We start from the raw sequence: 22105 nt of genomic DNA, 5'->3' as shown, positions 1-22105 counted from the left end.
TTGGCTAATTAAGTGCAAAACCCACTTCTGGTAATTACCCCAGAAGTGGGTTTATACTATCTGCCATGCAAATATTGTTGAAACTGATGATTATTGTAAGCTTATTGCTGGCGCCGTTTTCGGGGCAAGCATGGGAAGCTATGCCAGTAACGCCAGATCAGCACATGCAACATCAAATGTCTGATCAAGACATGGAAGGCACTCATGCCAATCACGATTGTTGCGATACTGAAAAGGCACAAGTTTCAGCAAACCCTCACACCAACTGCGATAACAGTTGCGGTGATTGTCAGCATCACTGTAGCTCTTCAGCCAGTGGTTTGATTACCGCGATTCAATTACAAACTAACCTAAGTATTTTCGAGCAATGGCCAAGCCTGCAAGCTGTGCCGTTGTCGCGTCAAGAAGGCCAACTGCGCCCTCCAATGTCTGCCTAATTAAAACTCGTTGCAACGCAAGCACCGATGCTTGTGCGTTTTAATTTTTATTGGCAGGTTTTCTTATGACAATTTTACGTTTATTCACTGCAATACTGTGTTTGGCATTCGCGTTGCCGCAGGGTCACGCGCAAGAGTTCGAACTCAACCATAATCACAGCGAACAAAGCGAACAGTCTCAACAAAGCACCGAATATGTGTGCCCTATGCACAGTCATATTATCAGTGATGAGCCCGGCACGTGCCCGATTTGCGGCATGGATCTTGAGCCGCGTCAGCGCCAAGAGGAGAAGTCGGTGCAAGTGAGTGGTTCGATGCAGCAAAATCTTGCCATTCGTACCACCGCCGTGACATACGATACGTTGTGGCGTTATTACCCAACCATCGCGCAGGTGGCTTGGAATGATAACGCGCGCCATCATGTGCATGCCCGCGCCGCCGGTTGGATCGAAAAGCTTTATGTGCGTAGCGAAGGGAAGCAAGTCCAGAAAGGCGATCGTATTTATGACATATACAGCCGTGAACTTGTGGTGGCGCAGCAGGATTTACTTCAAGTTTTGAGCAACAGCGCGAGCAATGCGAGATTAGTGCGCGATGCCAAGCTACGTCTTGAGTTACTTGGCTTTGCTCCGCAACTTATTAAGGAAATCGAGCAGAGTCGCGAAATCATGTATCGCGTACCCGTGTTTGCGCCGCAAGCAGGTGTTGTCACGCAGCTTAACGTTGCCGAAGGTATGTACGTTGAGCCCGGTTTGGCCATGCTCACACTCATAGGTGATGAAAGTTTTTGGCTGATTGCCGATGTGCCTGAGCGGTACAGCGATTGGCTTCGCGTGGGCGCGCCGGTTGATGTGACTTTGCCACAGGCGAACCTCAACGGTTACGAAACTGAAATCGAATACATTTATCCGTCGCTGGATGAACAAGCGAGAACGCAACGGGTGCGGATAAAACTACCCAATAGCCAAGTGGGTAATAGCTTATTAGTTGGTATGCAAGCGCAGGTTGAGTTGTATGGTGGACCCAAGCGTGAAGCGTTGACGGTGCCATTAAGTAGCCTGATTGTTACCGGTGCAAACAATCGCGTGATCGTGAAAACGAATGACAACACCTTTGAGCAGCGCGACGTTCATGTTGGTCTCGTCATTGGCGAGCAAGCTGAAATTTTGCATGGTCTTGAGGCTGGCGAACAAGTCGTGGTTTCCGGTCAATTCTTATTAGATTCAGAAGCGACTTTGTTAAATAGCCGCGCAACCGGCGAACAGGAGGCAACTGATGCTCACGCACATCATTAATGCCTCGCTACGCAACCGCATGCTGGTGCTGATTGCCGCCATGCTTGCGGCGTGGTTTGGCTGGCGCGCGATGACCACCACACCATTGGATGCAATACCAGATCTCTCCGACGTACAGGTGATTGTCAAAACGAATTATCCCGGCCAAGCGCCACAACTGGTGGAAGAACAAGTCACTTGGCCGCTAGCAAATGTCATGTTGGCAGTACCTGGTGCATCAGAAGTACGCGGTTACTCATTCTTCGGTGACTCATATTTATATATCCTGTTCGAAGACGGCACCGATATTTATTGGGCGCGTAGCCGAGTTCTCGAATATTTGAGTCAGGCACAACAGCAACTACCAGCAGGCGTGACGCCTGAACTAGGCCCCGATGCCAGCGGTGTCGGCTGGGTATTCCAGTATGTGCTCACCGATACCACAGGCACGCACGATCTGGGTCAGCTGACTAGTTTGCAAAATTGGTTCTTAAAACAAGAACTTCAAAGCGTGAGCGGCGTATCTGAAATCGCCACAGTGGGCGGTATGGTGCAGGCCTATCAAGTGGTCATAGAACCGCAGCGCCTGCAAACTTATGGCCTAACCATTGCTGATATCCGTCAAGCTATTCAAGCAGCTAACCAAGAAGTTGGCGGTGGTATTGTGGAAATGGCTGAAGCTGAATTTATGGTGCGCGGTACCGGCTATATTCAGTCGCTCGACGATTTACGTCAGTTGCCACTCAATGTGCGTAGCAGCGCAGGCACAGCCATCACATTGGATGACGTGGCGACAGTACGTCGTGGGCCGCTGAGTCGTCGCGGTATCGCTGAGTTTAACGGTGAAGGCGAAGTGGTCGGCGGAATTGTGGTGATGCGTCATGGCGAGAACGCGTTAGCAACCATCGAACGTGTGCGCGATAAGCTTAAAACTCTGCAACAAGGCCTTCCGGAAGGCGTTGAAATTACGCCGGTATATGACCGCTCGCAATTGATTGAACGCGCAGTCGACAACTTAACCAATAAACTCATTGAAGAGATGGCCTTTGTTGCTCTGGTAACGGTGCTGTTTTTATTGCACATGCGCTCGGCTCTGGTGGCGATTATTACGTTGCCGTTGGCCGTACTGATCAGCTTTATGGTGATGCGTTGGCTTGGTATCAACGCCAATATCATGAGCCTTGGCGGTATTGCGATTGCCATCGGTGCATTGGTTGATGCTGCCATTGTGATGGTTGAGAACGCGCATAAACATCTTGAGCGTTACCGTGAACAGCATGGCGATGAACCACGTGGCGCTGAACATTGGCAGGTTATGGCAAAAGCCACAGCGGAAGTTGGTCCTGCACTATTTTTATCGCTACTCATTATTACCTTAAGTTTCGTTCCGGTGTTCGCGTTAGAGCAGCAAGAAGGTAGGCTATTTGCACCGCTTGCATACACGAAAACGTTTGCGATGGCTGCGGCCGCATTGCTGTCGATTACACTCGTACCGGTGTTAATGGGCTATTTCGTACGTGGTAAAATTATCAGCGAGCAGCGTAATCCCATCACACGGCTACTGGTTGCAGTGTATCGACCATTACTGAACGTGGTTTTGAATTGGCCGCGATTCACGATTGTCGTTGCGATACTGGCGGCAGTGAGTGCTTACTATCCTTATAGCAAGATTGGTAGCGAGTTTATGCCAACCATGCAAGAAGGTGATTTACTATATATGCCAACCACAATGCCAGGAATTAGCCCTGCGGCGGTTGGTCAATTGCTACAACAAACCGATCGGCTCATTAAACAAGTACCTGAAGTTGATACCGTGTTTGGTAAAACCGGACGTGCGGAAACGGCAACCGACCCAGCGCCGTTAACCATGCTAGAAACCACCATTCAGCTGAAACCGCAAAGTGAGTGGCGAGAAGGCTTTACTATTCACGATATTATCGCTGAGTTGGATGCCACCGTACGTGTGCCAGGTATCACGAATGCGTGGGTGCAACCGATTAAGACACGTATCGATATGCTCTCAACCGGCTTGAAAACGCCACTGGGTCTAAAAATCGCAGGGCCTGACTTAAGTGAAATTCAGCGTATTGGCGCCGACTTAGAACAGCGCTTACAGGATGTTGCGGGAGTTAAATCAGTATTTGCGGAACGCCCAGCAAGCGGACGTTATATTGAAATTCGTCCTGATTTAGCTCGTGCAGCGCGTTACGGTTTAAGCCAAGCCGATATCCAAACTGCCATCCAATTCGGTATCGGTGGTGCGACGATTGCGGAAACTGTCGAAGGTACTGAGCGCTATCCAATTACCTTACGTTATCCGCGTGCAGATCGTGATCATGTTGAGCGTTTGAAAACCTTACCCTTAGTGAGCAAAGATGGTGCATGGGTAACGCTGGAACAAGTTGCTAGCGTCGAAGTTACCGTCGGGCCGGCCATGATCCGTAGCGAAAATGCTCGCCCAACGGGGTGGGTCTTCGTCGATGTCGCCGATAATGTTGCAGTTGGTGATGTATTAGCAGCAGCACAGCCTCTTGTAAGTGAGTACCAACTTCCACCGCGGTACAGCGTCAGTTGGTCAGGGCAATATGAGTCAATGCAACGCGTTCAAGCGAAACTCAAAGAAGTCGTGCCAGTCACCCTAGCGGTTATTCTGATCCTGCTTTACTTAACTTTCCGTTCTTTTAAACAAGCGGTGCTCATTATGGCAACCTTGCCGCTGGCGCTTGCCGGAAGCTTATGGTTCATCTGGTTGCTTGGTTACAACTTATCCATTGCTGTCGTGGTCGGAATGATCGCACTGGCAGGCGTCGCGGCTGAGTTCGGGGTCGTGATGCTGTTGTATCTCAATAACGCCTGGCGTGACAGTCAGTCGCGCTCGGAACAAGGATTACACGATGCGATTATGGAAGGTGCGGTTCAGCGTGTTCGGCCTAAGGCAATGACGGTAATTACTATTATTGCTGGCTTGTTGCCAATTATGCTCACCCACGGTACCGGAAGTGAAGTGATGCAGCGCATCGCAGCGCCCATGATTGGCGGTATGGTCGCTGCGCCACTACTTAGCTTATTCGTGCTACCAGCCGTGTATTGGTTGTATCACCGCTACACGTTAGCTCGTGCCGAGCATAAACAGGCGTAACTGTTGCTCGTCTCGCATCACATGCACAATGATAACCCGCTGCTGTTCGCATTTACAAAAAATGCGACACGGCGGGACGACTAATTCACGATAAACCGAGTTTGGTAATTCAGGAGGTATGCGACCACGTCGTGGGAATTTTGGTAGCTCGGCGCTTCAAGCTAGTAACCAGTTCAACTTTCACAATACATTCTCATTCGTAGCAAAGAAGTATCACTTTGTTTAAAGTGCCACTTACGAATAACGAATAACGAATAACGAATAACGTTTAAAGCAGCACCTGCCACCCTTGCGGTGGCTGAAGTTCACGAAGTTGTTTATGCACCGCATCAGCCACATCAGGTTTCAAGTGATTAATCCATACGCGGCGGGGCTGTGAATGCAGCCCCTCAAGCAATCGCAAACATAACTGCGGCGTTAAATGGCAGGATTGATTCGCAACCGATTCAAGTTCATTCGGAAATGAGCATTCAAAAATGATGTCATCGAGTGGCCCCAGTGCGTTGATATTCTCAATCACGCTGTCGGCATAACCCGTGTCGGCTACAAACGCCGTGGTTTGGTTCTCTTTGCGGATTGCAAAACCGAAGGTGGGAACAGTGTGGTAGGTACGAAATGGCTCAATGCACACATCACCAATACAAATCTGTTCACCGGCGCTGATTTCCTGCAGACGCAACAAGGGTTTGTCTTTGGACGGGAGCTCCCGCATATCCGGCCAAATCACCCAATTAAAAACATGTTCTCGCAGTGCCTCTAGGGTGTCGTGGGAACCATACACTGTCACTGGCGAGCTGGCATCGGCAACGTTAAAGAGATTACCCAGTAACATGGGTAAACAGCAGATATGATCACTGTGGCTGTGGCTTAAAAAAATATGCCGTACTTGCTGCATTTGTTTCAGTAACAACTGCGTGACGCCAGTGCCGGCATCAATCAAGAGCGATTCATTCACTTGCAAGCAAGTAGTGCCAGTGAGCCCACCTAAGCCACCACTGGCACCTAACACATTGATGTTCATTTAACGCGCATCACCAAAGCATACATGACAGGAACCACCACTAATGTTAACAAGGTGGCGAAGCCGAGACCAAACATGATAACTACGGCCATGCTGACAAAAAAGTCGTCAAATAACAATGGAATCATGCCGACAATGGTGGTCGCTGCTGTCATTGTAACCGGCCGCACACGGCTGACTGATGCATCAACTAACGCTTGCAACGCTTCTTTGCCAGAGTGCAATTCCACGCGAACCTGCTCGAGCAAGACCACACCGTTTTTGATCAACATGCCGGAGAGACTCAGAAAGCCCAATAATGCCATGAATCCGAAGGGTTGATTGGTCAGCACAAGGCCCAAGGTGACGCCAATGACGCTCAACGGCACGGTGGTCCATAACACACCGGCCTGACGAATCGAGCTAAATAGCAATACGGTAATGATAAACATCACCAAAAACGCTAACGGCAGTGCTTGGAAAATCGCACCGGTGGCTTTATTGGAAGCCTCAAACTCGCCGCCCCAAGTCAGCTCATAACCCGCTGGCAGTTCGATTGCTTCAATCGCAGGGCGCACCCGAGCAAGCACCATCGCTGGGGTTTCATCGCCAAAAATATTGTGATCCGCCATCACCGTAATCGTCCGTTTGCGGTCGCGACGAACAATCAAATTATCCTCAGCCATGAGTTGCACATCGCGAACGACCTGACCTAACGGCACATGCTGCTGGAGCGCCGAGCTGTACACTTGTAGTTCTTGCCAATTATCAATGTCACTACGTTCGTTAGCTGGCGCTCGCATGACAATCGGTAGCAAGTCGGTGCCATCGCGATAAATACCAACGGTTTGCCCGGCAAAATTGCGTTTAAGAACGTCGTCTACATCGGCTTTCGTTATACCCAACCGCCGTGCCGCCGCCTCATTGAAATCGGTAACTAATACTTTCGTACGCTGGCGCCAGTTGTCCCTTAAATTACGAACGCCTGAGTCTTGCGCCATAATTTCTCTAGCTTGCGCAGCCAATTGACGCAATATCACAGGGTCAGGCCCACTAAAACGAGCTTCAATTTTGGCTGCTTGGGTCGGGCCCATTTCAAGAGGCTTCATTTTGTATTCAACGTCAGGTTGCTCTGTACGTAAGAAGTCTTCGAAATCGAGCAATACCTGTTCGAGTTGGTCGGTGTTGTCAGCGCGAAGTATCAGCTGTGCATAACTTTCGTAAGACTTCTCAACTAAGTAGGTTAGCGTGAAGCGCGGAGCACCTTGACCAATCGTTGCCGCGGTAAACACCAATCCGTCGCTGTCAGATTGTTCGTTGAGGTAATGTTCAAGTTGTTTCACTTGCTGTGCCGTCGCGCGAATATCAGTACCTTGCGGATACCACAAATCCACGAATGCCATGGGCGTTGTGCTCGGCGGGAAAAATGATTGCTTAATGGTCGTGAAACCGTAACCCGCCGCAATGAGTAACAGTAACATGACCGCAATCGTGGTTTTGCGCCATGCCAAGAAACGATGAAGCATCACACGATAACCCCGGAATACCCAGTGGTTATAAACATGGTCGTCATCTTCAGGTTGCTCGCGAGCCGAGCGCGCACGTGCGTCTTTGCGGAATAGAATATTTCCTAAGAACGGCGTAAGCGTGATCGCCGTAAACCAGCTTAATAGCAATGAAATAAACAATACCCAAAAAAGTGAGTTTGCATATTCACCGCTTGCGTCGCGCGAAAGACCAATCGGCGCAAACGCAATCACGGCAATAGCCGTAGCACCCAGTAAGGGCCAAATATTCTGTTGGACGACGTCACTGGCTGCCTGAATGCGCGACAAGCCACGCCGGACGCCAACTAGCATACCTTCGGCAATCACAATGGCGTTATCAACCAACATACCCAGCGCAATAATCAGCGCACCAAGCGATACCCGTTGCAATTGGATATCCATCAGATACATAAAAATGAAGCTACCGAGAACGGTAATGAGGAGTACCCCACCAATCAGCACGCCGGAGCGCAAGCCCATGGTCAATAGTAGCGCAATCACAACAATCACGACTGCTTCAGCAAGATTGATGAGGAAGTTATTTACTGAATGATCAACTTCGGAAGGTTGGTCATAAATTTTGTCGACTTGCATACCAACGGGCTGGGCATAGCGCAGTTCATCCAGCTTTTGCATTACTCGCGCACCAACTTCAACAACGTTCACGTCTTCAGCAAAAGACAGCGCCAACCATAATGAGTCGTGCCCGTTGTAGCGTACTAAGTGCGTTGGAATCTCTTGGTATTCACGGGTTACCGTTGCGACGTCGCGCAGCAAAATACGCTCGTCAGCGCCAGGATTGCTGATCATTAAATTGGCCAGCTCGTCCACACTATTAAATTCGCCGCTGGTTTGTAAACGAATACGCTCTTGACCTACCTGCACCCGGCCAGCGTCGCTAACCGCGTTTTGGGTTTGTAACAGATTTACGAGTTGTTGAGGCGGGATACCAAAGTTAGCTAGCTTTTCGCGCGAAACCTCAACAATGACTTGCTCGTTTTGTTTGCCCGCCACCATGACTTTGCCAACACCTTTAACGAGAACCAGCTCGCGGCGTAAATAATCGGTGTAGTCGGCAATATCCTGATACGTGTATCCGTCTCCGCTAATGGCAAAAGTCATACCGTACACATCGGCAAAGTCATCTTTGACCATCGGCTCGCCGCTACCCGGTGGCAAAGTTTTGCGTGAGTCGCTGACTTTACGACGCAACTCATCCCACACCTGCGGCATTTGATGCTTACGCAAGGTGCTATGCATTTCGATAGTGATTTGACTTAAACCCGGTTGTGAGACCGACGTAATGTGGTCGACATAGCTGAGCTCTTGAATCGCGTTTTCAAGTCGGTAGGTCACTTCTTCTTCAACCTGCTGTGCGGTGGCGCCAGGATATTGCGTAATCACCATCGCTTGCTTCAAGGTGAACTCCGGATCTTCCAAACGCCCAATATTTTGTAGCGCCACCAAGCCACCCAGCAAAAGAATCAGCAGCAGCATCCAACTCGTGGTGCTGCGCTTCATACTGAAGCGTGCAATATTCATCACAGACCACGCTCCTTCACCCACGGACGTACACGTTGGTTATTGCTAATCGCGTGAACACCGGCAATTACAATTTGCTCGCCGGCAGCAAGACCGTCGGTAATTTCTGCTCCGCGATTTGTCAACGCACGCACGTTGACCTCACGCTGAGTCACGCGCTCAGTTTGCGGGTCATATACCCACACAAAATGACCTTGGTCTGGGGCTTTTGTTGGTGGCGAAAATAACGCCGATGCGGGGATAATTAGCGCCGCATCCATTTGCTGTGAAACCGCTTGAGCATCCACCGCGACCATTGCTGACATGCCCGGCAACACATTTAAATTTTCGGGTGTGGGTAACGTGAACACGACCTTGTAGGTGTTTGTCGCCGGGTCGGCAGTGGTGTCCCATTCTTTCGGTGTCGCTTTGAACTTTTGCTCAGGAGCAGCTGCAAAAATAACATCCGGTTGATAGTTCGTATTGCGCTGAACCCGTGCAAACAATCCCTCAGGTACACGAATACTCACATCAATCGCATTATTCATCTGTAACGTGGCAATAGCACGCTGGGGCTGGACCGTTTCGTAACGTTCAACGAAAACATGTGCCACAGTGCCCGCAAAAGGAGCCCGTAATTCGGTATAACGCACATTTGCGCGTGCCGTCTCCAAATTGGCTCGTGCAACCTCTAAATTGGACTTCACCTCATCGAATTGCTGTGGCGAAATCACCCCCTGTTCGACCAGATTTTCGGTCCGACGAAACTGAGCTTGCGCCAATTCAAACCGTGCCTGCGCTTGATCTAACACCAATTGGTAGTCGGTCGGGTCAAGCTTGGCAATCAATTCACCTTGCTTCACTTCGTTACCAGCCTTCACCGGAAACTCAGTAATTTCACCACCAACCCGAAACGCCAATTGTGCCACTTGCGCTGCTTCAACCACCGCCGGGAAATGACGAATCCGCTGATCATCAGAGAAGTTAACCGTGTAGAGCTTCACCGGCTGCACCACTTCTTCCTGAGCAACGGGCGCAACGCCTTCGCTACAGCCAACTAAGCTGGTGAGGGCGGCAAGTCCGGTCAGCACTAAAACCTGAATGCGCATAAATTCTCCTTTAAAAGCAACGACGATATTAGCTATTGGATATTAGATATTAGAAAAGCCAATTCGATATTAGCTATTGGATACTCGAACTGATGTATCAGGTATGTGTGTTTTCCCTAATATCTAATATCCAATAGCTAATATCGCACTTGATTTTACCTTGTTTCTTGTTAATTTATATTGAATTAATCTTGATTACTTATTCAGAAAAGCTTAACAAGGCCAATCGCTCATGAAAATTCAGCAGCTCCAAATGCTCAATGCGTTAAGTGAAACGGGTACCTTGCAAGGTGCAGCCGAGCAACTCCACCGAACGCAAGCTGCTGTCAGTATGGCACTTAAAAAGCTTGAGGACGAGGCGGGATTCCCATTGTTTGATCGTGAGGGTTATCGTTTGAAGCTCACCGCTTTTGGCGAGCAGTTTCTGCGGCAGGCGCGCGAGGTATTGAGGCAACAGCAGCGTCTGCAAAGCTTAACGCAACAATTACGCGAAGGCGCTGAGCCACTATTACGCATTTCTTACGATCATACCTGTGCGCCGGCCAGTTTGTTTAAAGCGATGCGCGCCGTGCAAGAGCGCTATCCAGCAACTGATTTATTATTGAATGGCGAAGCGCAATTAAAATCATTGCGAGCTGTGCGCGAAGGTGAAGCCGACTTGGCGCTCACACCTTGGCTACCAGTCTTTAGGCAACATGGTGACTTTGAGACCAAACTCGTGCGTCCTTTTGAGCTTTTAGTTGCTATCTCACCAAGTCTTGCTGCCAAGCATGGGTTGCCCAAGCAACGCCGTGATTTACTCGATATCCCGATGCTCATGCCGCAAAACCAAGACGTCGGCATTAACCTCGATAGAATGATCCGTATGCCCGGACAACAGCGCATTCGTGTGAATGATTCCATTGCACAACGTGAATTATTAGTTGCTGGTATGGGGTGGGGCATCGTGCCGGGAGATATTATTGTGGATGAGCTGGCGCGCGGTGATCTGGTGCGAATCGACATTCCCGATTTCATCAACCAAGTTCACTTAGAGGTGCATTTGGTGCGTTCAGCCGAGCGTATAGCTGGCCCCGCCGCTCAAATAATCTGGGATTACTTTTGAAAATCAAAAGTGATATTAGCTATTGGATATTAGATATTAGCGAAAACACAAATACTCGATACATTCGTTCTAATATCCAATATCTAATAGCTAATATCGAACTTGCACTTAAACAAGTTTTTTCCAGATTAAGGGCTGCTTTATTTCTGGTTTATAAATTGCGTAACCAAACTGCACGCGTAATGCCGCCCCAGTAGCTTGCAGACTCAAGTGCGAGTCGCTTCTAATGTCATTCGATGTCTCGTTACGAATATCGTTTCGTGCAACATCAACGCTGTGATCCCAACTACCAACTGCTCGCTCAGCAGAATAAACAAAGCGATACACTGGCATATCAACAAACTCGGTTGACTCGACGGATTCAGCTAAAACTGGTGCTGCAGAAGTAAGTGCTGCAGCTAAGAAAAGACCTTTCAATAGATGTGTGTTCATGACTAATCCCCCCACGAGATGTCATGTATTAAGATAGTCCAAATTTGTGAAAGGTTTATGTCGGAATTGTAAAAAAGCGTAACCGTTGGATCCGAAACGTTATGCGTTTTTTAATAATTCTGAAATTGGCTTACGAATCAACTTCATCATTGGTCGAATCACCGCCAACAAAATAATGATGCTCAGTAAACCGACTGCCAATAACGCGCCAATAACGCTTGGCTGGATAGCAAACGATGATTGCTCGATAATCAATTTAATGCCAGCAAATAGGCAGGTCGCCAATAACGTACTTATGGCTAAAGCTAAAATAGGTTGCCGAAATCCGCGCATCAACAGTGAACTATTAGGAGCCCCAATAGCGCGAAGTAATCCATATTGATGCTGCTCGAGTGCGAGGCGCATTTTTACTTGATAGCTAAGGTTTACGAAGATGCTGAATGAAATAGTCAGTACAAGCAAAATAGAAAAGAAAACTAAATTCATGTTTCGTTGCTCGTATGACCAAACAACTTCCCCGAGTTGCTTGGTCGTTGAAAAATTCGGTGTTACTAAAGTCGCGGCTAACATTTGCTGAGCTTCTTGAATTTGATGACGAGTTGGGCCTGCCGATAAATAAGCCGTATTCACATCTGAATGGGTGTCATTTTTAACTAGCACATATGCTGTTGGCTTGCGGCCCGAGAATCGACCTGTATGTGCCAAATCATCGACGATTCCGATAATAGTTTGACGGCCCATTATTTTACCCAATTCAATTGGTCGACCGATTAGCGCGGCAACTTCTTGGTCGGGAGCTAATTGATTAGCCGCCGCTTTATTGATAACAACACCAAAACGCCAAGGTTCATCTAATTTCAATATGTTAGCTTGAAGAACGTCAAAATAGTTGGCCGTAACATAGTGAACGTCAATTTGAGGCGGAGCCTGGTCGCTTATTTGTTCATTTGCAACAGTAACAGCGTCATTAAATGGGCGTGTTGAGAAGGCAATTTCAATCGGGTTGTTGTGAGTAGCCGCGGCTTTTTCCATAGTCTGCAAAGGTAGCGTGCCGCCCTGACGATTAATCTCAAACGTTAGCGTTTCAGGCTTGAAGCCGAGAGAATGAAAACTACTGAGTTGATTATTAATCAGAGAAAAACTGAAATTCAGGGCAACAAGAGCGACTGTTATTTGAATAATCAAATTAACTTGTCCCAACATCAGTTGTGTTTTACTTCGTATTGTTCCAACCATTCTTGAGAACAACATACGATTTTTTAATGCGGTTATTGGTAGCAGAGTACAAAATATGAAAATGGCAGTAACAAGGCAGAATGCACTTAACCAATACTTAAATAAATCAAACGATGTAACTGTTGCGGAAAACTCTAAAAATCCGAAATACTCCAATGTCGCAGTATACAATGTGAGTAGCAAAAATATTGAAAGTATCGCAATGATAAGCAACTGAATAGCACTGGCTACTGCCGAGGATTTTAGAATATCTTGAAAGCGAGCACCTAATACATGAAACGTTCGCAATTCCTGTTGGAAAAGAACAGAACGGCTACTGTGAATCATGATGGTGCTTAAGGAGAAAATAAACGCAAGCGTAATAACGAGAAGTATTAATATTTGCCATTGCGTCTTCATGGCTTGCGTTACTGGATTGTTTAACTCAACACCCTCAAAAACTTCTAATGCTGCGCCGGTTCCCTGCATGCTCATGCCAGAAACCGATAGATCGGCGTCTTTCATAATTGAAGTAAGTTGTGTCACATCAATATCTCGGTCGGTCGTAAACACGCCGTAGTATTCGGGAATCGCGCGAAGAAACCGATCAATAAGAACAGCGTTTTCCGATGCAAACGGTGTTGTGTACTGAAGATACGAACCGGGAAGCCATATATCAGGTTGCCACGGGCCTATTGAATCCATCGATGGTGGCAAAACGCCTTTAACCTGTATGCCTGTCGGAATTCTTGAATGAGAGAGGTAACTGCCGACAACGTCGCTATCGCTCGAAAATGTCTCTTTCCAATAACGATTACTCAGCCAAACGCCTTCTTCAATTGACTGATTTTTCGGAAACGGAATCGCCAGTAAAGAAATGAGAGCTTCATCGAAAACAATCGCCAGCGGAGTATTTAATTGATGTTCTGAAGACTTAATATCATAGCGCTTTGCCATGAGCCATGAAGCCTCGTCAACACTTGCTAGTGAGCTAAGATAGTCTATCGATTGTCGACTCGTGCCGGACTGACGCCCATCTTCGAAAGCAGTTGAAAGCGTATAAAACCGCTCATTGTTTTGAACCCACGGTGGATTACTGAAAAATAATCTATCACCAAGTAACAATGAGATAGCTGTGAGCATGCATACAAATGAAAAGCCGAGCAAAATAGCGCCTAATTTACCGCGCTGACTGTCCCAGCGATTCCATTCGCAACGCAATGAAAACAGTATGTTATTGGTAATCATTAACCAAAGATCCATCGTGGATTTTAATGCGACGGTCGCATCGCTGCGCGATATTAGTGTCATGAGTGACGATAACTAACGTCGCGCCAGAAGTAGGTAAATTAAGCAACAGTTCGATAATTTTGTCTGACGTGTGTGAGTCCAGATTACCGGTGGGTTCGTCGGCGAGAATTAAGCTTGGCTCGTTCACGAGTGCACGTGCAATTGCCACACGTTGTTGTTGACCGCCTGAGAGTTCGCTTGGTTTAGACGTATATTTATCCGCAAGGCCAACGATATCGAGAGCGTGTAGTGCACGTTCTTTATATTCTTTGGGTTTGATGTTTTGGTTATATCGCATCGGTAGCGCGACATTATCTAATGCTGTTAGGTGACTAATTAGATTAAAGTTTTGAAATATCCAACCGATTTGATTGTTACGTAGTTGGCTTAGCTGTTTGTTCTCAAGCGTTGTGATTTCACGACCGCGTAGTAAATATTCACCTTGGTAATGCGGATCAAGCAAGCCAATAATTGAGAGGAGGGTTGACTTTCCGCTCCCTGATGGGCCTACGATAGCAAGTTTGTCCCCGTCATCAATGGTTAAATTAATGGAATCCAGTACTTTTGCTACTTGCTGGTTAAGTCCAAAAGAGCGAGTAATGTTTCGCAACTCAATGAGCTTATTCATCTTGCACATCGTCCACTGAAATTTCTGATTGCTTAATGAGCTCAGGGTTCGTCGTCAACAGCACCTCGTCGCCAACATCCAGGCCGCTGAGTACTTGAACATTGCTATCGCCAACAAGTCCAAACTGAACATCGCGTTTGATAAATTTGTCATTGTTGCGAACAAATAGCTGATTGAGTGACCCTTGCTTGAGCCCATCCGTCGGTTTTTTCACCTTAATGACACTCTCTAGCTGGGCAACAATAATTTTCGCAGACACATCAAGATTTGCTCGCGCAATTGGGGGAAGTTTCTGCGGCAATTTAACATCAAGACGAACTTGATTATTTTCAGCTGTTGGGAAAATCCGTAAGACACTACCGTGAACAGTTTCATCGCGAATGTTTAGCAATACTTCTTGCCCGCTCGAAACAAGCTGAGAATCATTTGCTGACATGAGCAGTTCGGCGTATAAATTGTCGGGATCGGTAACTTGGGCAAGCACCTGACCACGGGTGACGGGGTTTCCAATTTTGATATCGTCATGAAGGTTACTCAGTAGTCCATTTCGTTTTGCAGTGACCTGTAAATGTGCGAGATCTTGATTGACTAATTCGAGACGCTTATCTGCTTCCTGCAATTTATATAAGGCCATGTTTCGCTCAGCGACCTCAGTTTTTTCAAGAGCTGTTATGCGTCGCTGCAGAAGGCTGTGACTCAATTTTGATTTTTTCAGATTGGTTTCGGATCGGAGGAAATCAAGCTGTGTGACAAGGCCTTGTTCAGAGAGAAACTTTTTTGTATCAAGTTCTTTTTGTGAGAGAGATATTTCGGTCGTTATCATTTCGAGTTCATTAAGTAGCACAATTCGTTGTTCTTCAAGTGCCGCCTCAACTAATTCAAGATTCGCCTTTGCTTCTAGTACCGATAGCTGTGCTTGTTCTAAGTCACGTTGCAACTGCGGATTCTCAAGAATAATAACGGTGTCACCAGGTTCGACGGCGGTTCCTGGAAATCGCACAATGTCAGCAATAACGCCATCAACTTCGGCAATCAAACTACTACTATGTCTTGCTTGTAGTCGTCCATATGCCCCAACAGTTTGGATAACATCACCTTGTTCGGTAGTGACGACTATGCTCGATTGCGCTCTGTCATTAGCCAGTGTATCGAGTGACGCTGTCACTCCCCATAGCAAAAGTGCCACGAGAGAAATAACGCCGATAATTACGACAGTCTTTTTTACCTTTGACTCAGTTTCAGGTACTTCAAGCATTGCTTTGCCACCTTAAGGAGATTGTGTACCCACTAAACTAGGAAGAACTCGAATATTCACGGTCTTATCGAATTGCCCAAGCACCTGCACACGCTTGTTGTAGTTTGCGATAAAGCTATCAGAAAACATCGAAATATGAGTTTTACCGTTATCGGCGACAGCCAAATCAAAATAAATTAATGCATAACCGCTTGTTGGCAGGGCATCGGGATAGTTGATCAACTTTTCCAATTCATTTCGCGAGGTTTGAAAATCACAGCCGAAGTCGAAGATGTGCTCTGAAATTTGTGGAAATTTATCACTGACTTCTTCAGCACTTAACCAACGTTCGCTCGCCAAATCAAAAACATGACCAGCATTTTGCAGAAAATCACAATCTTGCTCTAGGAAGAATGCGTCTAAGGTGTCCACGTTAGCCGGATAAGTCTCAATCCAGTTTTGTTGTGTTTGCGCCCATGCAATGTTCATTGCGCACAGCATCGCAGAAATACTTAAAGTAGTGAGGATGAATCGACGCATTCCAATATCCTTATTGTTGTTCTGAGCGCGAACCACTGCCATTGCACCTACTTCTGTTTAACAAAAATGTTAGAACTTATCAACGACAAGTACGATATAAGCTATTGGATATTGGATATTGGATATTGGATATTAGAACTGATGTATCGGGTATATATGTTTTCTCTAATATCTAATATCCAATAGCTAATATCGCTTTTGCTCTCCATTCACAGCTTTTATCGCAAAGATTGATGCATATATCCTCTTATGAATTTAATTCAGCCACAAAACCTCGTATAATTCCGCGCACTTTTAAACCGCAACAGCAAAAGGGGTACCCAGTGCTGCAAGAATATCGTAAGCATGTCGAAGAGCGGGCCGCAGAAGGCATTCCGCCAAAACCACTGACAGCAGAGCAAGTTGCTGATTTAGTTGAATTATTGAAAAACCCACCAGCCGGTGAAGAAGACTTCCTGGTTGAGCTTATTTCTGAGCGTGTGCCTCCTGGCGTTGACGAAGCGGCTTATGTCAAAGCAGGCTTCTTGTCAGCTATCGTAAAAGGCGAAACTAGCAGCCCAGTTATCAGCAAAGATGCTGCGGTATCATTGCTCGGCAACATGCACGGTGGTTATAACATCGTAACCTTGGTTGAGCTACTTGATGACGCTGAGCTTGGCGAATTAGCTGCAGCCGAATTGAAGCATACCTTGTTAATGTTTGATGCCTTCCACGATGTGGAAGAGAAAATGAAAAACGGCAACGCATTGGCGAAAGAAGTAATTGAATCATGGGCCGATGCCGAGTGGTTTACTAGCCGTGACGAAATGCCAGAAGCGATTAAAGCAACGGTATTCAAAGTAACTGGCGAAACTAACACGGACGATTTGTCACCAGCACCAGATGCTTGGTCACGTCCGGATATTCCATTACACGCGAAAGCCATGTACAAAATGCCACGCGAAGGCGTGACTGATGCGGCGAAGCAAATTGAAGAGCTGAAGCAAAAAGGTCACCCTGTCGCATTCGTTGGCGACGTTGTTGGTACCGGTTCATCACGTAAGTCAGCAACCAACTCAGTACTTTGGTTCATCGGTGAAGACATGCCAGGTACGCCAAACAAACGCGCTGGCGGTATCTGTATTGGTGGCAAAGTTGCTCCAATCTTCTTCAACACCATGAAAGACGCAGGTGCGTTGGTGTTTGAAGCCGACGTTGAAAAAATGAACATGGGTGATGTGATCACCATTTACCCATATGCCGGCAAAATTGAAAATGAAGCGGGCGACGTTATTGCTGAATACGACTACGCTTCACGCGTGATTCTAGACGAAGTTCGTGCTGGCGGTCGTATCAACCTGATCATCGGTCGCGGTTTGACTGAAAAAGCTCGCGAATCTTTAGGTATGGGTCCATCTGACTTGTTCTTGAAGCCTGAGCAACCGGCTGACACTGGCAAAGGTTATACCTTAGCGCAGAAGATGGTTGGTAAAGCTTGTGGTATGGAAGGCGTGCGTCCAGGTACTTATTGTGAGCCGAAAATGACCACCGTTGGTTCACAGGATACTACCGGCCCAATGACCCGTGACGAGTTGAAAGACTTGGCATGTTTAGGTTTCACCGCTGATTTGACTATGCAGTCATTCTGTCACACGGCAGCGTATCCGAAGCCTGTCGATATAGAAACGCAACACACCTTGCCAGATTTCATCATGAACCGTGGTGGTGTCAGCTTGCGTCCGGGCGACGGTATTATCCACAGCTGGTTGAACCGTATGTTGTTACCTGACACCGTTGGTACGGGTGGTGACTCGCATACGCGTTTCCCATTGGGTATTTCGTTCCCAGCAGGTTCTGGCTTGGTCGCATTCGCGGCAGCAACAGGCGTTATGCCGTTGGATATGCCAGAGTCAGTATTGGTACGTTTCAAAGGTGAAATGCAGCCAGGTATCACGCTACGTGACTTAGTACACGCTATTCCTGCGTTTGCCATTAAAGAAGGCTTATTGACCGTTGAAAAACGCGGTAAGAAGAACATCTTCTCGGGTCGCATTCTTGAAATTGAAGGCTTGGATCACTTAACGGTTGAGCAAGCATTTGAATTGTCTGATGCGTCAGCAGAGCGTTCTGCTGCAGGTTGTACTATCAACTTGTCAGAAGAGTCTGTGGCGGAATACTTACGTTCGAACATCACCATGTTGCGTTGGATGATCAACGAAGGCTACGGTGATTCACGTACGCTTGAGCGTCGTGCACGTAAGATGGAAGAGTGGTTAGCAAACCCGCAATTAATGCGTGCTGATGCTGACGCAGAATACACTGCGGTGATCGAAATTGATTTGGCGGACATTAAAGAGCCAATCGTTTGTTGCCCGAATGACCCAGACGACGCGAAATTCTTGAGTGAAGTTGCTGGCGACAAGGTTGACGAAGTGTTCATCGGTTCGTGCATGACTAACATCGGTCACTTCCGTGCGGCTGGTAAGTTGCTTGAGAAGAACACCGAAGAGTTGAACACGCGTTTGTGGATTGCGCCACCAACCAAGATGGACGAAGCGCAGTTGCGTGAAGAAGGTTATTACAACATCTACGCGAACAACGGCGTGCGCACTGAAATGCCAGGTTGTTCACTGTGTATGGGTAACCAAGCACGTGTTGAGCCAGGTGCTACCGTATTGTCGACGTCAACGCGTAACTTCCCGAACCGTTTAGGTGACGGTGCAAACGTGTACTTAACTTCAGCGGAATTGGCTGCAGTAGGCGCTATCTTAGGCAAATTGCCAACGCCTGCAGAGTACATGGAATACGCACAAGACATTAACGCCATGGCTGGCGAAGTTTACAAGTACTTAAACTTCGATCAGATGGACGCTTTCCGCGAGGCAGAAGCCGCCGCCAAAGCCAACATCATCCCAACCATTAACGTGGCGTAGCCCGGCGTTTTTCGGTCAGGAAATGCCGGGTGGCGCGAAGCGCCGTTAATATCCGGGGCTTCCGCAGTGTCCGTGACCTCGCTTCCGCGGTGTCCGTGACCTCGCTTCCGCGATGTCCGTGACCTCGCTTCCGCGATGTCCGCGACCTCGCTACTTAGTCCAACAAAAGGAGCTCTCCCGAGCTCCTTTTTTTTCCTCAAAAATTCAATCCCTTAAACAAAAATCATAAATTTAACTTGCCATAAGTCAATCTTTGCATAATCTTAACGTAACTGCTTAGGCAGTACGCAGATGTAAAACAACAACAATAACTCCAGCTCACGGAGAGCTCCAATGAATAAACTCAAACTCGCCCTCGTGGCCCTCACCGCTTTGGCTTTAAGTGCTTGCGCTTATGGTCCTCAACTCGCGCAACCTTACCAATTAACGGCTCCTCCAGCTATTCAAGACAATAGTGGTGAATACATGAGCCCGTACACGTCAGACGGCGTGTTAGCTGAATGGGTTAACAATGCGCGTAACGCTGAAATGGGCGCTGCAATCGGCGGTATGGCCGGTGCTTACGCCGGACAAAAGCTTGCTGAAAATATTCCATTTATCGGCGGTTGGTTGGGTCAAGAAATCGGTAATACGGTTGGCCGTGAAGTCGCTTTAGAAATGGCCGGTGGTGAAGAAGTTATCCGTGGTACTTCAGATATTTCTTTCAACAGCCTGTATGAGCTTTCGGTATGGATGTACGTCACACATTCAGCGCATCCGCATTATCAAGATGCACTCGAATCTGCGATGTCGATCTACCCAGAATTGAAAACAGTGTATACCCAGTCGCTTTATCAAGCTTCTGCACAAGCAGGTTTTTAATTCCTAAGTTAACCAATCAAAGGCATTTGTTATGAAATATTTAGTGATGACAGCCGCCTTGGCAAGCACGCTTGTGCTTGCCGGCTGCTCAAGTACGACGATTGATAATAGCGCGGGTCGCGCAACTGTTTATGAAGATGCGCGTTCGCCAGGCAAAGTGCAAGGGGTTGGCGTTGAGTCGCAGGATATCATGGCAGTAACCGATCAAATGATGCGCGATATGCTCAGCAATCCACAGCTTGTCAGTCGTGAGGTTGCACCGCGAATCATTATCGATAGCCAATACTTCACCAATGAAAGCTCGTCTCGTATCAACAAAAACATGTTGACCGATCGGCTACGCATCAATTTGAACCGTGCAGCCAATGGGCGTCTGGTCTTCGTCGGTCGTGAATATGCTGACATGGTTGAAAAAGAGCGCGAGTTGAAACGTATGGGCGTTGTTGATGGCGGCACAATTCGTTCAACACAGGCCACAGCAGGCGCTGATTTTCGTTTAGTTGGACGCATCATGTCACTTGATGCCATGGATACCCGTAGCCAAGAGCGTTCTCGGTATCATCAGATCACCTTTGAACTCGTAGACCTTGAACTCGGAACCTATGTCTGGAGTGGCATGTATGAATTCCAAAAAACTGCACAAGACGACGTTATCTATCGCTAGTGCAGCATTGGTATTGGCGTTGGCCGGGTGTACAAGTACCGGACCAGCGCAATACCAACCACTAGCGCTAAACACACAAGAACAAGACGCCGTTGCAGACAAGCCAGCTTATCTACAACCGCTTTACCGTAAGCTGTTTCAAGAAGGTAAGCGTAATGAAGTTCTGAATCGCATGGAAATCGGCACTGCAGCTTTTTATCGTGGCGACCTTGACCTAGCACGTGAGAATTTTGATGCCGCATTAGAAACCATTGAAACGGTCTATGCTGACAATGAAGCGGCGACACAAGCACGCAGTTTATGGCACGAAGAAGGTCGTAAAGATTTTAAAGGGGAACCGTATGAGCGGGCGATGGCTTACTACTATCGCGGCCTCATTTATCTTATCGATGGCGAATACGACAATGCCCGCGCGAGTTTTGTCAGTGGTCTAATGCAAGATGCATTTGCTGAAGAAGAACAAAATCGTAGTGATTTTGCGGTCATGATGCTTTTGGCTGGCTGGTCAGCTCAGAAAATGGGAAGTCCAGTGTTAGCTGAAGAAGCCTACGATGAACTTCGCGCTTTACGTCCTGATTTTCCAATCCCTGCGGCCGATGACAATGTGTTGATCCTTGCGGAAACAGGGTTTTCACCGCGGAAACTTGCAGATGGCATGGGACATTATGAATTAGTGTTCCGCCCGGGTAAAAACTTCAAAGAAAAACATGTTGTTCTCGACACCGGGGCTGAACAACTCGAGTTAGCACCCATTGAGAGTGTTTATTGGCAAGCAACCTCGCGAGGTGGTCGTCCGGTTGATGCAATTATTGAAGGCAAGGCTGCGTTTGCGAATACCACCGCAGATCTTGGTCGCGATTTAGCTCAGCTTGGCGTCACCGCACGGGTATTTTCACCGGCACTTGGCGGTAGTAGTGGTCAAGTGGGGAATACACTGGCATTAATTGGTGTGGCAAGCATGGCGTTATCTGCGAATGTGAAGCCGCGTGCTGATATTCGCTATTGGTCACGTTTACCTGACGCGGTGCATACCTCGACGATGCGCGCCAACATTGCCGATGTCTCGCAATGGCAGGCCAGTTATACCGATATCGATGGCAATCCAGTCGCCTTGCAATCTGGTGTGTTTCGACACTATCAAGATCCGCAGGGTAATCATATCGTTTGGCACAGTTCACGGGCCCGATAAGAACAATA

The 22105-nt window shown here is 47.6% G+C and carries 16 protein-coding genes and 1 pseudogene; 8 read left to right on the top strand and 9 right to left on the bottom strand.

The features are described 5' to 3' along the window. Positions 1-86: 86 nt before the first annotated feature. The 3 genes from BM292_RS06330 (at position 87) to BM292_RS06320 (ending at position 4850) form a co-directional block, all read left to right on the top strand. Complete coding sequence (locus BM292_RS06330; RefSeq protein ID WP_143434077.1) at positions 87-437, top strand: hypothetical protein; 351 nt, start codon at positions 87-89, stop codon at positions 435-437. A 65-nt stretch (positions 438-502) separates the two neighbouring features. After that, complete coding sequence (locus BM292_RS06325; protein ID WP_092856443.1) at positions 503-1732, top strand: efflux RND transporter periplasmic adaptor subunit; 1230 nt, start codon at positions 503-505, stop codon at positions 1730-1732. Then, positions 1713-4850 carry an efflux RND transporter permease subunit gene (locus BM292_RS06320; RefSeq protein WP_092856440.1) on the top strand — a complete coding sequence of 1046 codons (3138 nt, stop codon included), beginning with the start codon at positions 1713-1715 and terminating at the stop codon, positions 4848-4850. The genes BM292_RS06325 and BM292_RS06320 overlap by 20 nt, the downstream gene beginning before the upstream one ends. Here BM292_RS06320 and BM292_RS11725 read toward each other — a convergent pair. The 4 genes and pseudogenes from BM292_RS11725 to BM292_RS06305 form a co-directional block, all read right to left on the bottom strand. Then, positions 4821-4988: pseudogene (locus BM292_RS11725) on the bottom strand (type II toxin-antitoxin system RelE/ParE family toxin); the annotation flags it as partial. The gene BM292_RS06320 and the pseudogene BM292_RS11725 overlap by 30 nt on opposite strands. 130 nt (positions 4989-5118) lie before the next feature. Further along, complete coding sequence (locus tag BM292_RS06315; protein WP_092856437.1) at positions 5119-5871, bottom strand: 3',5'-cyclic-nucleotide phosphodiesterase; 753 nt, start codon at positions 5869-5871, stop codon at positions 5119-5121. Then, a complete protein-coding gene (locus tag BM292_RS06310; RefSeq protein WP_092856434.1) occupies positions 5868-8939 on the bottom strand; it encodes an efflux RND transporter permease subunit in 3072 nt (1023 codons plus the stop codon). The genes BM292_RS06315 and BM292_RS06310 overlap by 4 nt, the downstream gene beginning before the upstream one ends. Continuing rightward, a complete protein-coding gene (locus tag BM292_RS06305) occupies positions 8939-10027 on the bottom strand; it encodes an efflux RND transporter periplasmic adaptor subunit (RefSeq protein WP_092856431.1) in 1089 nt (362 codons plus the stop codon). The genes BM292_RS06310 and BM292_RS06305 overlap by 1 nt, the downstream gene beginning before the upstream one ends. Before the next feature lie 232 nt (positions 10028-10259). Between BM292_RS06305 and BM292_RS06300 the strand changes: the two genes are divergently transcribed. Next, positions 10260-11132 carry a LysR family transcriptional regulator gene (locus BM292_RS06300; protein ID WP_092856428.1) on the top strand — a complete coding sequence of 291 codons (873 nt, stop codon included), beginning with the start codon at positions 10260-10262 and terminating at the stop codon, positions 11130-11132. Positions 11133-11240: 108 nt separating this feature from the next. Here BM292_RS06300 and BM292_RS06295 read toward each other — a convergent pair whose 3' ends face one another. The 5 genes from BM292_RS06295 to BM292_RS06275 all read right to left on the bottom strand — a co-directional run bounded on the left by BM292_RS06295 (position 11241) and on the right by BM292_RS06275 (position 16471). Continuing rightward, the gene (locus BM292_RS06295; RefSeq protein ID WP_092856425.1) at positions 11241-11564 is read right to left on the bottom strand and encodes a hypothetical protein; all 324 of its coding nucleotides are present in this window, start codon (positions 11562-11564) and stop codon (positions 11241-11243) included. A gap of 99 nt (positions 11565-11663) precedes the next feature. Then, positions 11664-13904: an ABC transporter permease gene (locus tag BM292_RS06290; protein WP_143434076.1), complete on the bottom strand. Its 2241-nt coding sequence runs from the start codon at positions 13902-13904 to the stop codon at positions 11664-11666. Between the two features lie 109 nt (positions 13905-14013). Next, positions 14014-14697 carry an ABC transporter ATP-binding protein gene (locus tag BM292_RS06285; protein WP_092856421.1) on the bottom strand — a complete coding sequence of 228 codons (684 nt, stop codon included), beginning with the start codon at positions 14695-14697 and terminating at the stop codon, positions 14014-14016. Then, positions 14690-15952, bottom strand: coding sequence for an efflux RND transporter periplasmic adaptor subunit (locus BM292_RS06280; protein ID WP_092856419.1), 1263 nt, complete (start codon positions 15950-15952; stop codon positions 14690-14692). Before BM292_RS06280 ends, BM292_RS06285 begins: the two co-directional genes overlap by 8 nt. A gap of 12 nt (positions 15953-15964) precedes the next feature. After that, positions 15965-16471, bottom strand: a complete 507-nt coding sequence (locus BM292_RS06275) for a hypothetical protein (RefSeq protein ID WP_092856417.1) — start codon at positions 16469-16471, stop codon at positions 15965-15967. 323 nt (positions 16472-16794) lie between these two features. Between BM292_RS06275 and acnB the strand changes: the two genes are divergently transcribed. The 4 genes from acnB (at position 16795) to BM292_RS06255 (ending at position 22097) form a co-directional block, all read left to right on the top strand. Continuing rightward, entirely contained in the window at positions 16795-19383 is a 2589-nt protein-coding gene (acnB, locus tag BM292_RS06270) for a bifunctional aconitate hydratase 2/2-methylisocitrate dehydratase (RefSeq protein ID WP_092856415.1), read from the top strand. 333 nt (positions 19384-19716) lie between these two features. Next, entirely contained in the window at positions 19717-20244 is a 528-nt protein-coding gene (locus BM292_RS06265) for a hypothetical protein (RefSeq protein WP_092856413.1), read from the top strand. 31 nt (positions 20245-20275) lie between these two features. Beyond that, positions 20276-20908 (top strand): LpoB-related protein, encoded by a 633-nt coding sequence (locus BM292_RS06260; RefSeq protein ID WP_092856411.1) that lies wholly within the window; start codon positions 20276-20278, stop codon positions 20906-20908. Further along, positions 20865-22097, top strand: a complete 1233-nt coding sequence (locus BM292_RS06255; RefSeq protein ID WP_092856409.1) for a COG3014 family protein — start codon at positions 20865-20867, stop codon at positions 22095-22097. Before BM292_RS06260 ends, BM292_RS06255 begins: the two co-directional genes overlap by 44 nt. Positions 22098-22105: the final 8 nt, after the last annotated feature.

It is taken from the genome of Pseudidiomarina tainanensis, assembly GCF_900115255.1.
Taxonomy (GTDB): domain Bacteria; phylum Pseudomonadota; class Gammaproteobacteria; order Enterobacterales; family Alteromonadaceae; genus Pseudidiomarina; species Pseudidiomarina tainanensis.
This window is presented reverse-complemented; position numbering and strand designations above follow the sequence as displayed.

Bases quoted from the DNA above. Each gene is read 5' to 3' on its own strand.
- BM292_RS06285 (WP_092856421.1), bottom strand. From the start codon at position 14,697: ATGAATAAGCTCATTGAGTTGCGAAACATTACTCGCTCTTTTGGACTT.
- BM292_RS06280 (WP_092856419.1), bottom strand. From the start codon at position 15,952: ATGCTTGAAGTACCTGAAACTGAGTCAAAGGTAAAAAAGACTGTCGTA.
- BM292_RS06275 (WP_092856417.1), bottom strand. From the start codon at position 16,471: ATGCGTCGATTCATCCTCACTACTTTAAGTATTTCTGCGATGCTGTGC.
- BM292_RS06325 (WP_092856443.1), top strand. From the start codon at position 503: ATGACAATTTTACGTTTATTCACTGCAATACTGTGTTTGGCATTCGCG.
- BM292_RS06255 (WP_092856409.1), top strand. From the start codon at position 20,865: ATGAATTCCAAAAAACTGCACAAGACGACGTTATCTATCGCTAGTGCA.
- BM292_RS06260 (WP_092856411.1), top strand. From the start codon at position 20,276: ATGAAATATTTAGTGATGACAGCCGCCTTGGCAAGCACGCTTGTGCTT.
- BM292_RS06265 (WP_092856413.1), top strand. From the start codon at position 19,717: ATGAATAAACTCAAACTCGCCCTCGTGGCCCTCACCGCTTTGGCTTTA.
- BM292_RS06330 (WP_143434077.1), top strand. From the start codon at position 87: ATGATTATTGTAAGCTTATTGCTGGCGCCGTTTTCGGGGCAAGCATGG.
- BM292_RS06310 (WP_092856434.1), bottom strand. From the start codon at position 8,939: ATGAATATTGCACGCTTCAGTATGAAGCGCAGCACCACGAGTTGGATG.
- BM292_RS06295 (WP_092856425.1), bottom strand. From the start codon at position 11,564: ATGAACACACATCTATTGAAAGGTCTTTTCTTAGCTGCAGCACTTACT.
- BM292_RS06305 (WP_092856431.1), bottom strand. From the start codon at position 10,027: ATGCGCATTCAGGTTTTAGTGCTGACCGGACTTGCCGCCCTCACCAGC.
- BM292_RS06300 (WP_092856428.1), top strand. From the start codon at position 10,260: ATGAAAATTCAGCAGCTCCAAATGCTCAATGCGTTAAGTGAAACGGGT.
- BM292_RS06315 (WP_092856437.1), bottom strand. From the start codon at position 5,871: ATGAACATCAATGTGTTAGGTGCCAGTGGTGGCTTAGGTGGGCTCACT.
- BM292_RS06320 (WP_092856440.1), top strand. From the start codon at position 1,713: ATGCTCACGCACATCATTAATGCCTCGCTACGCAACCGCATGCTGGTG.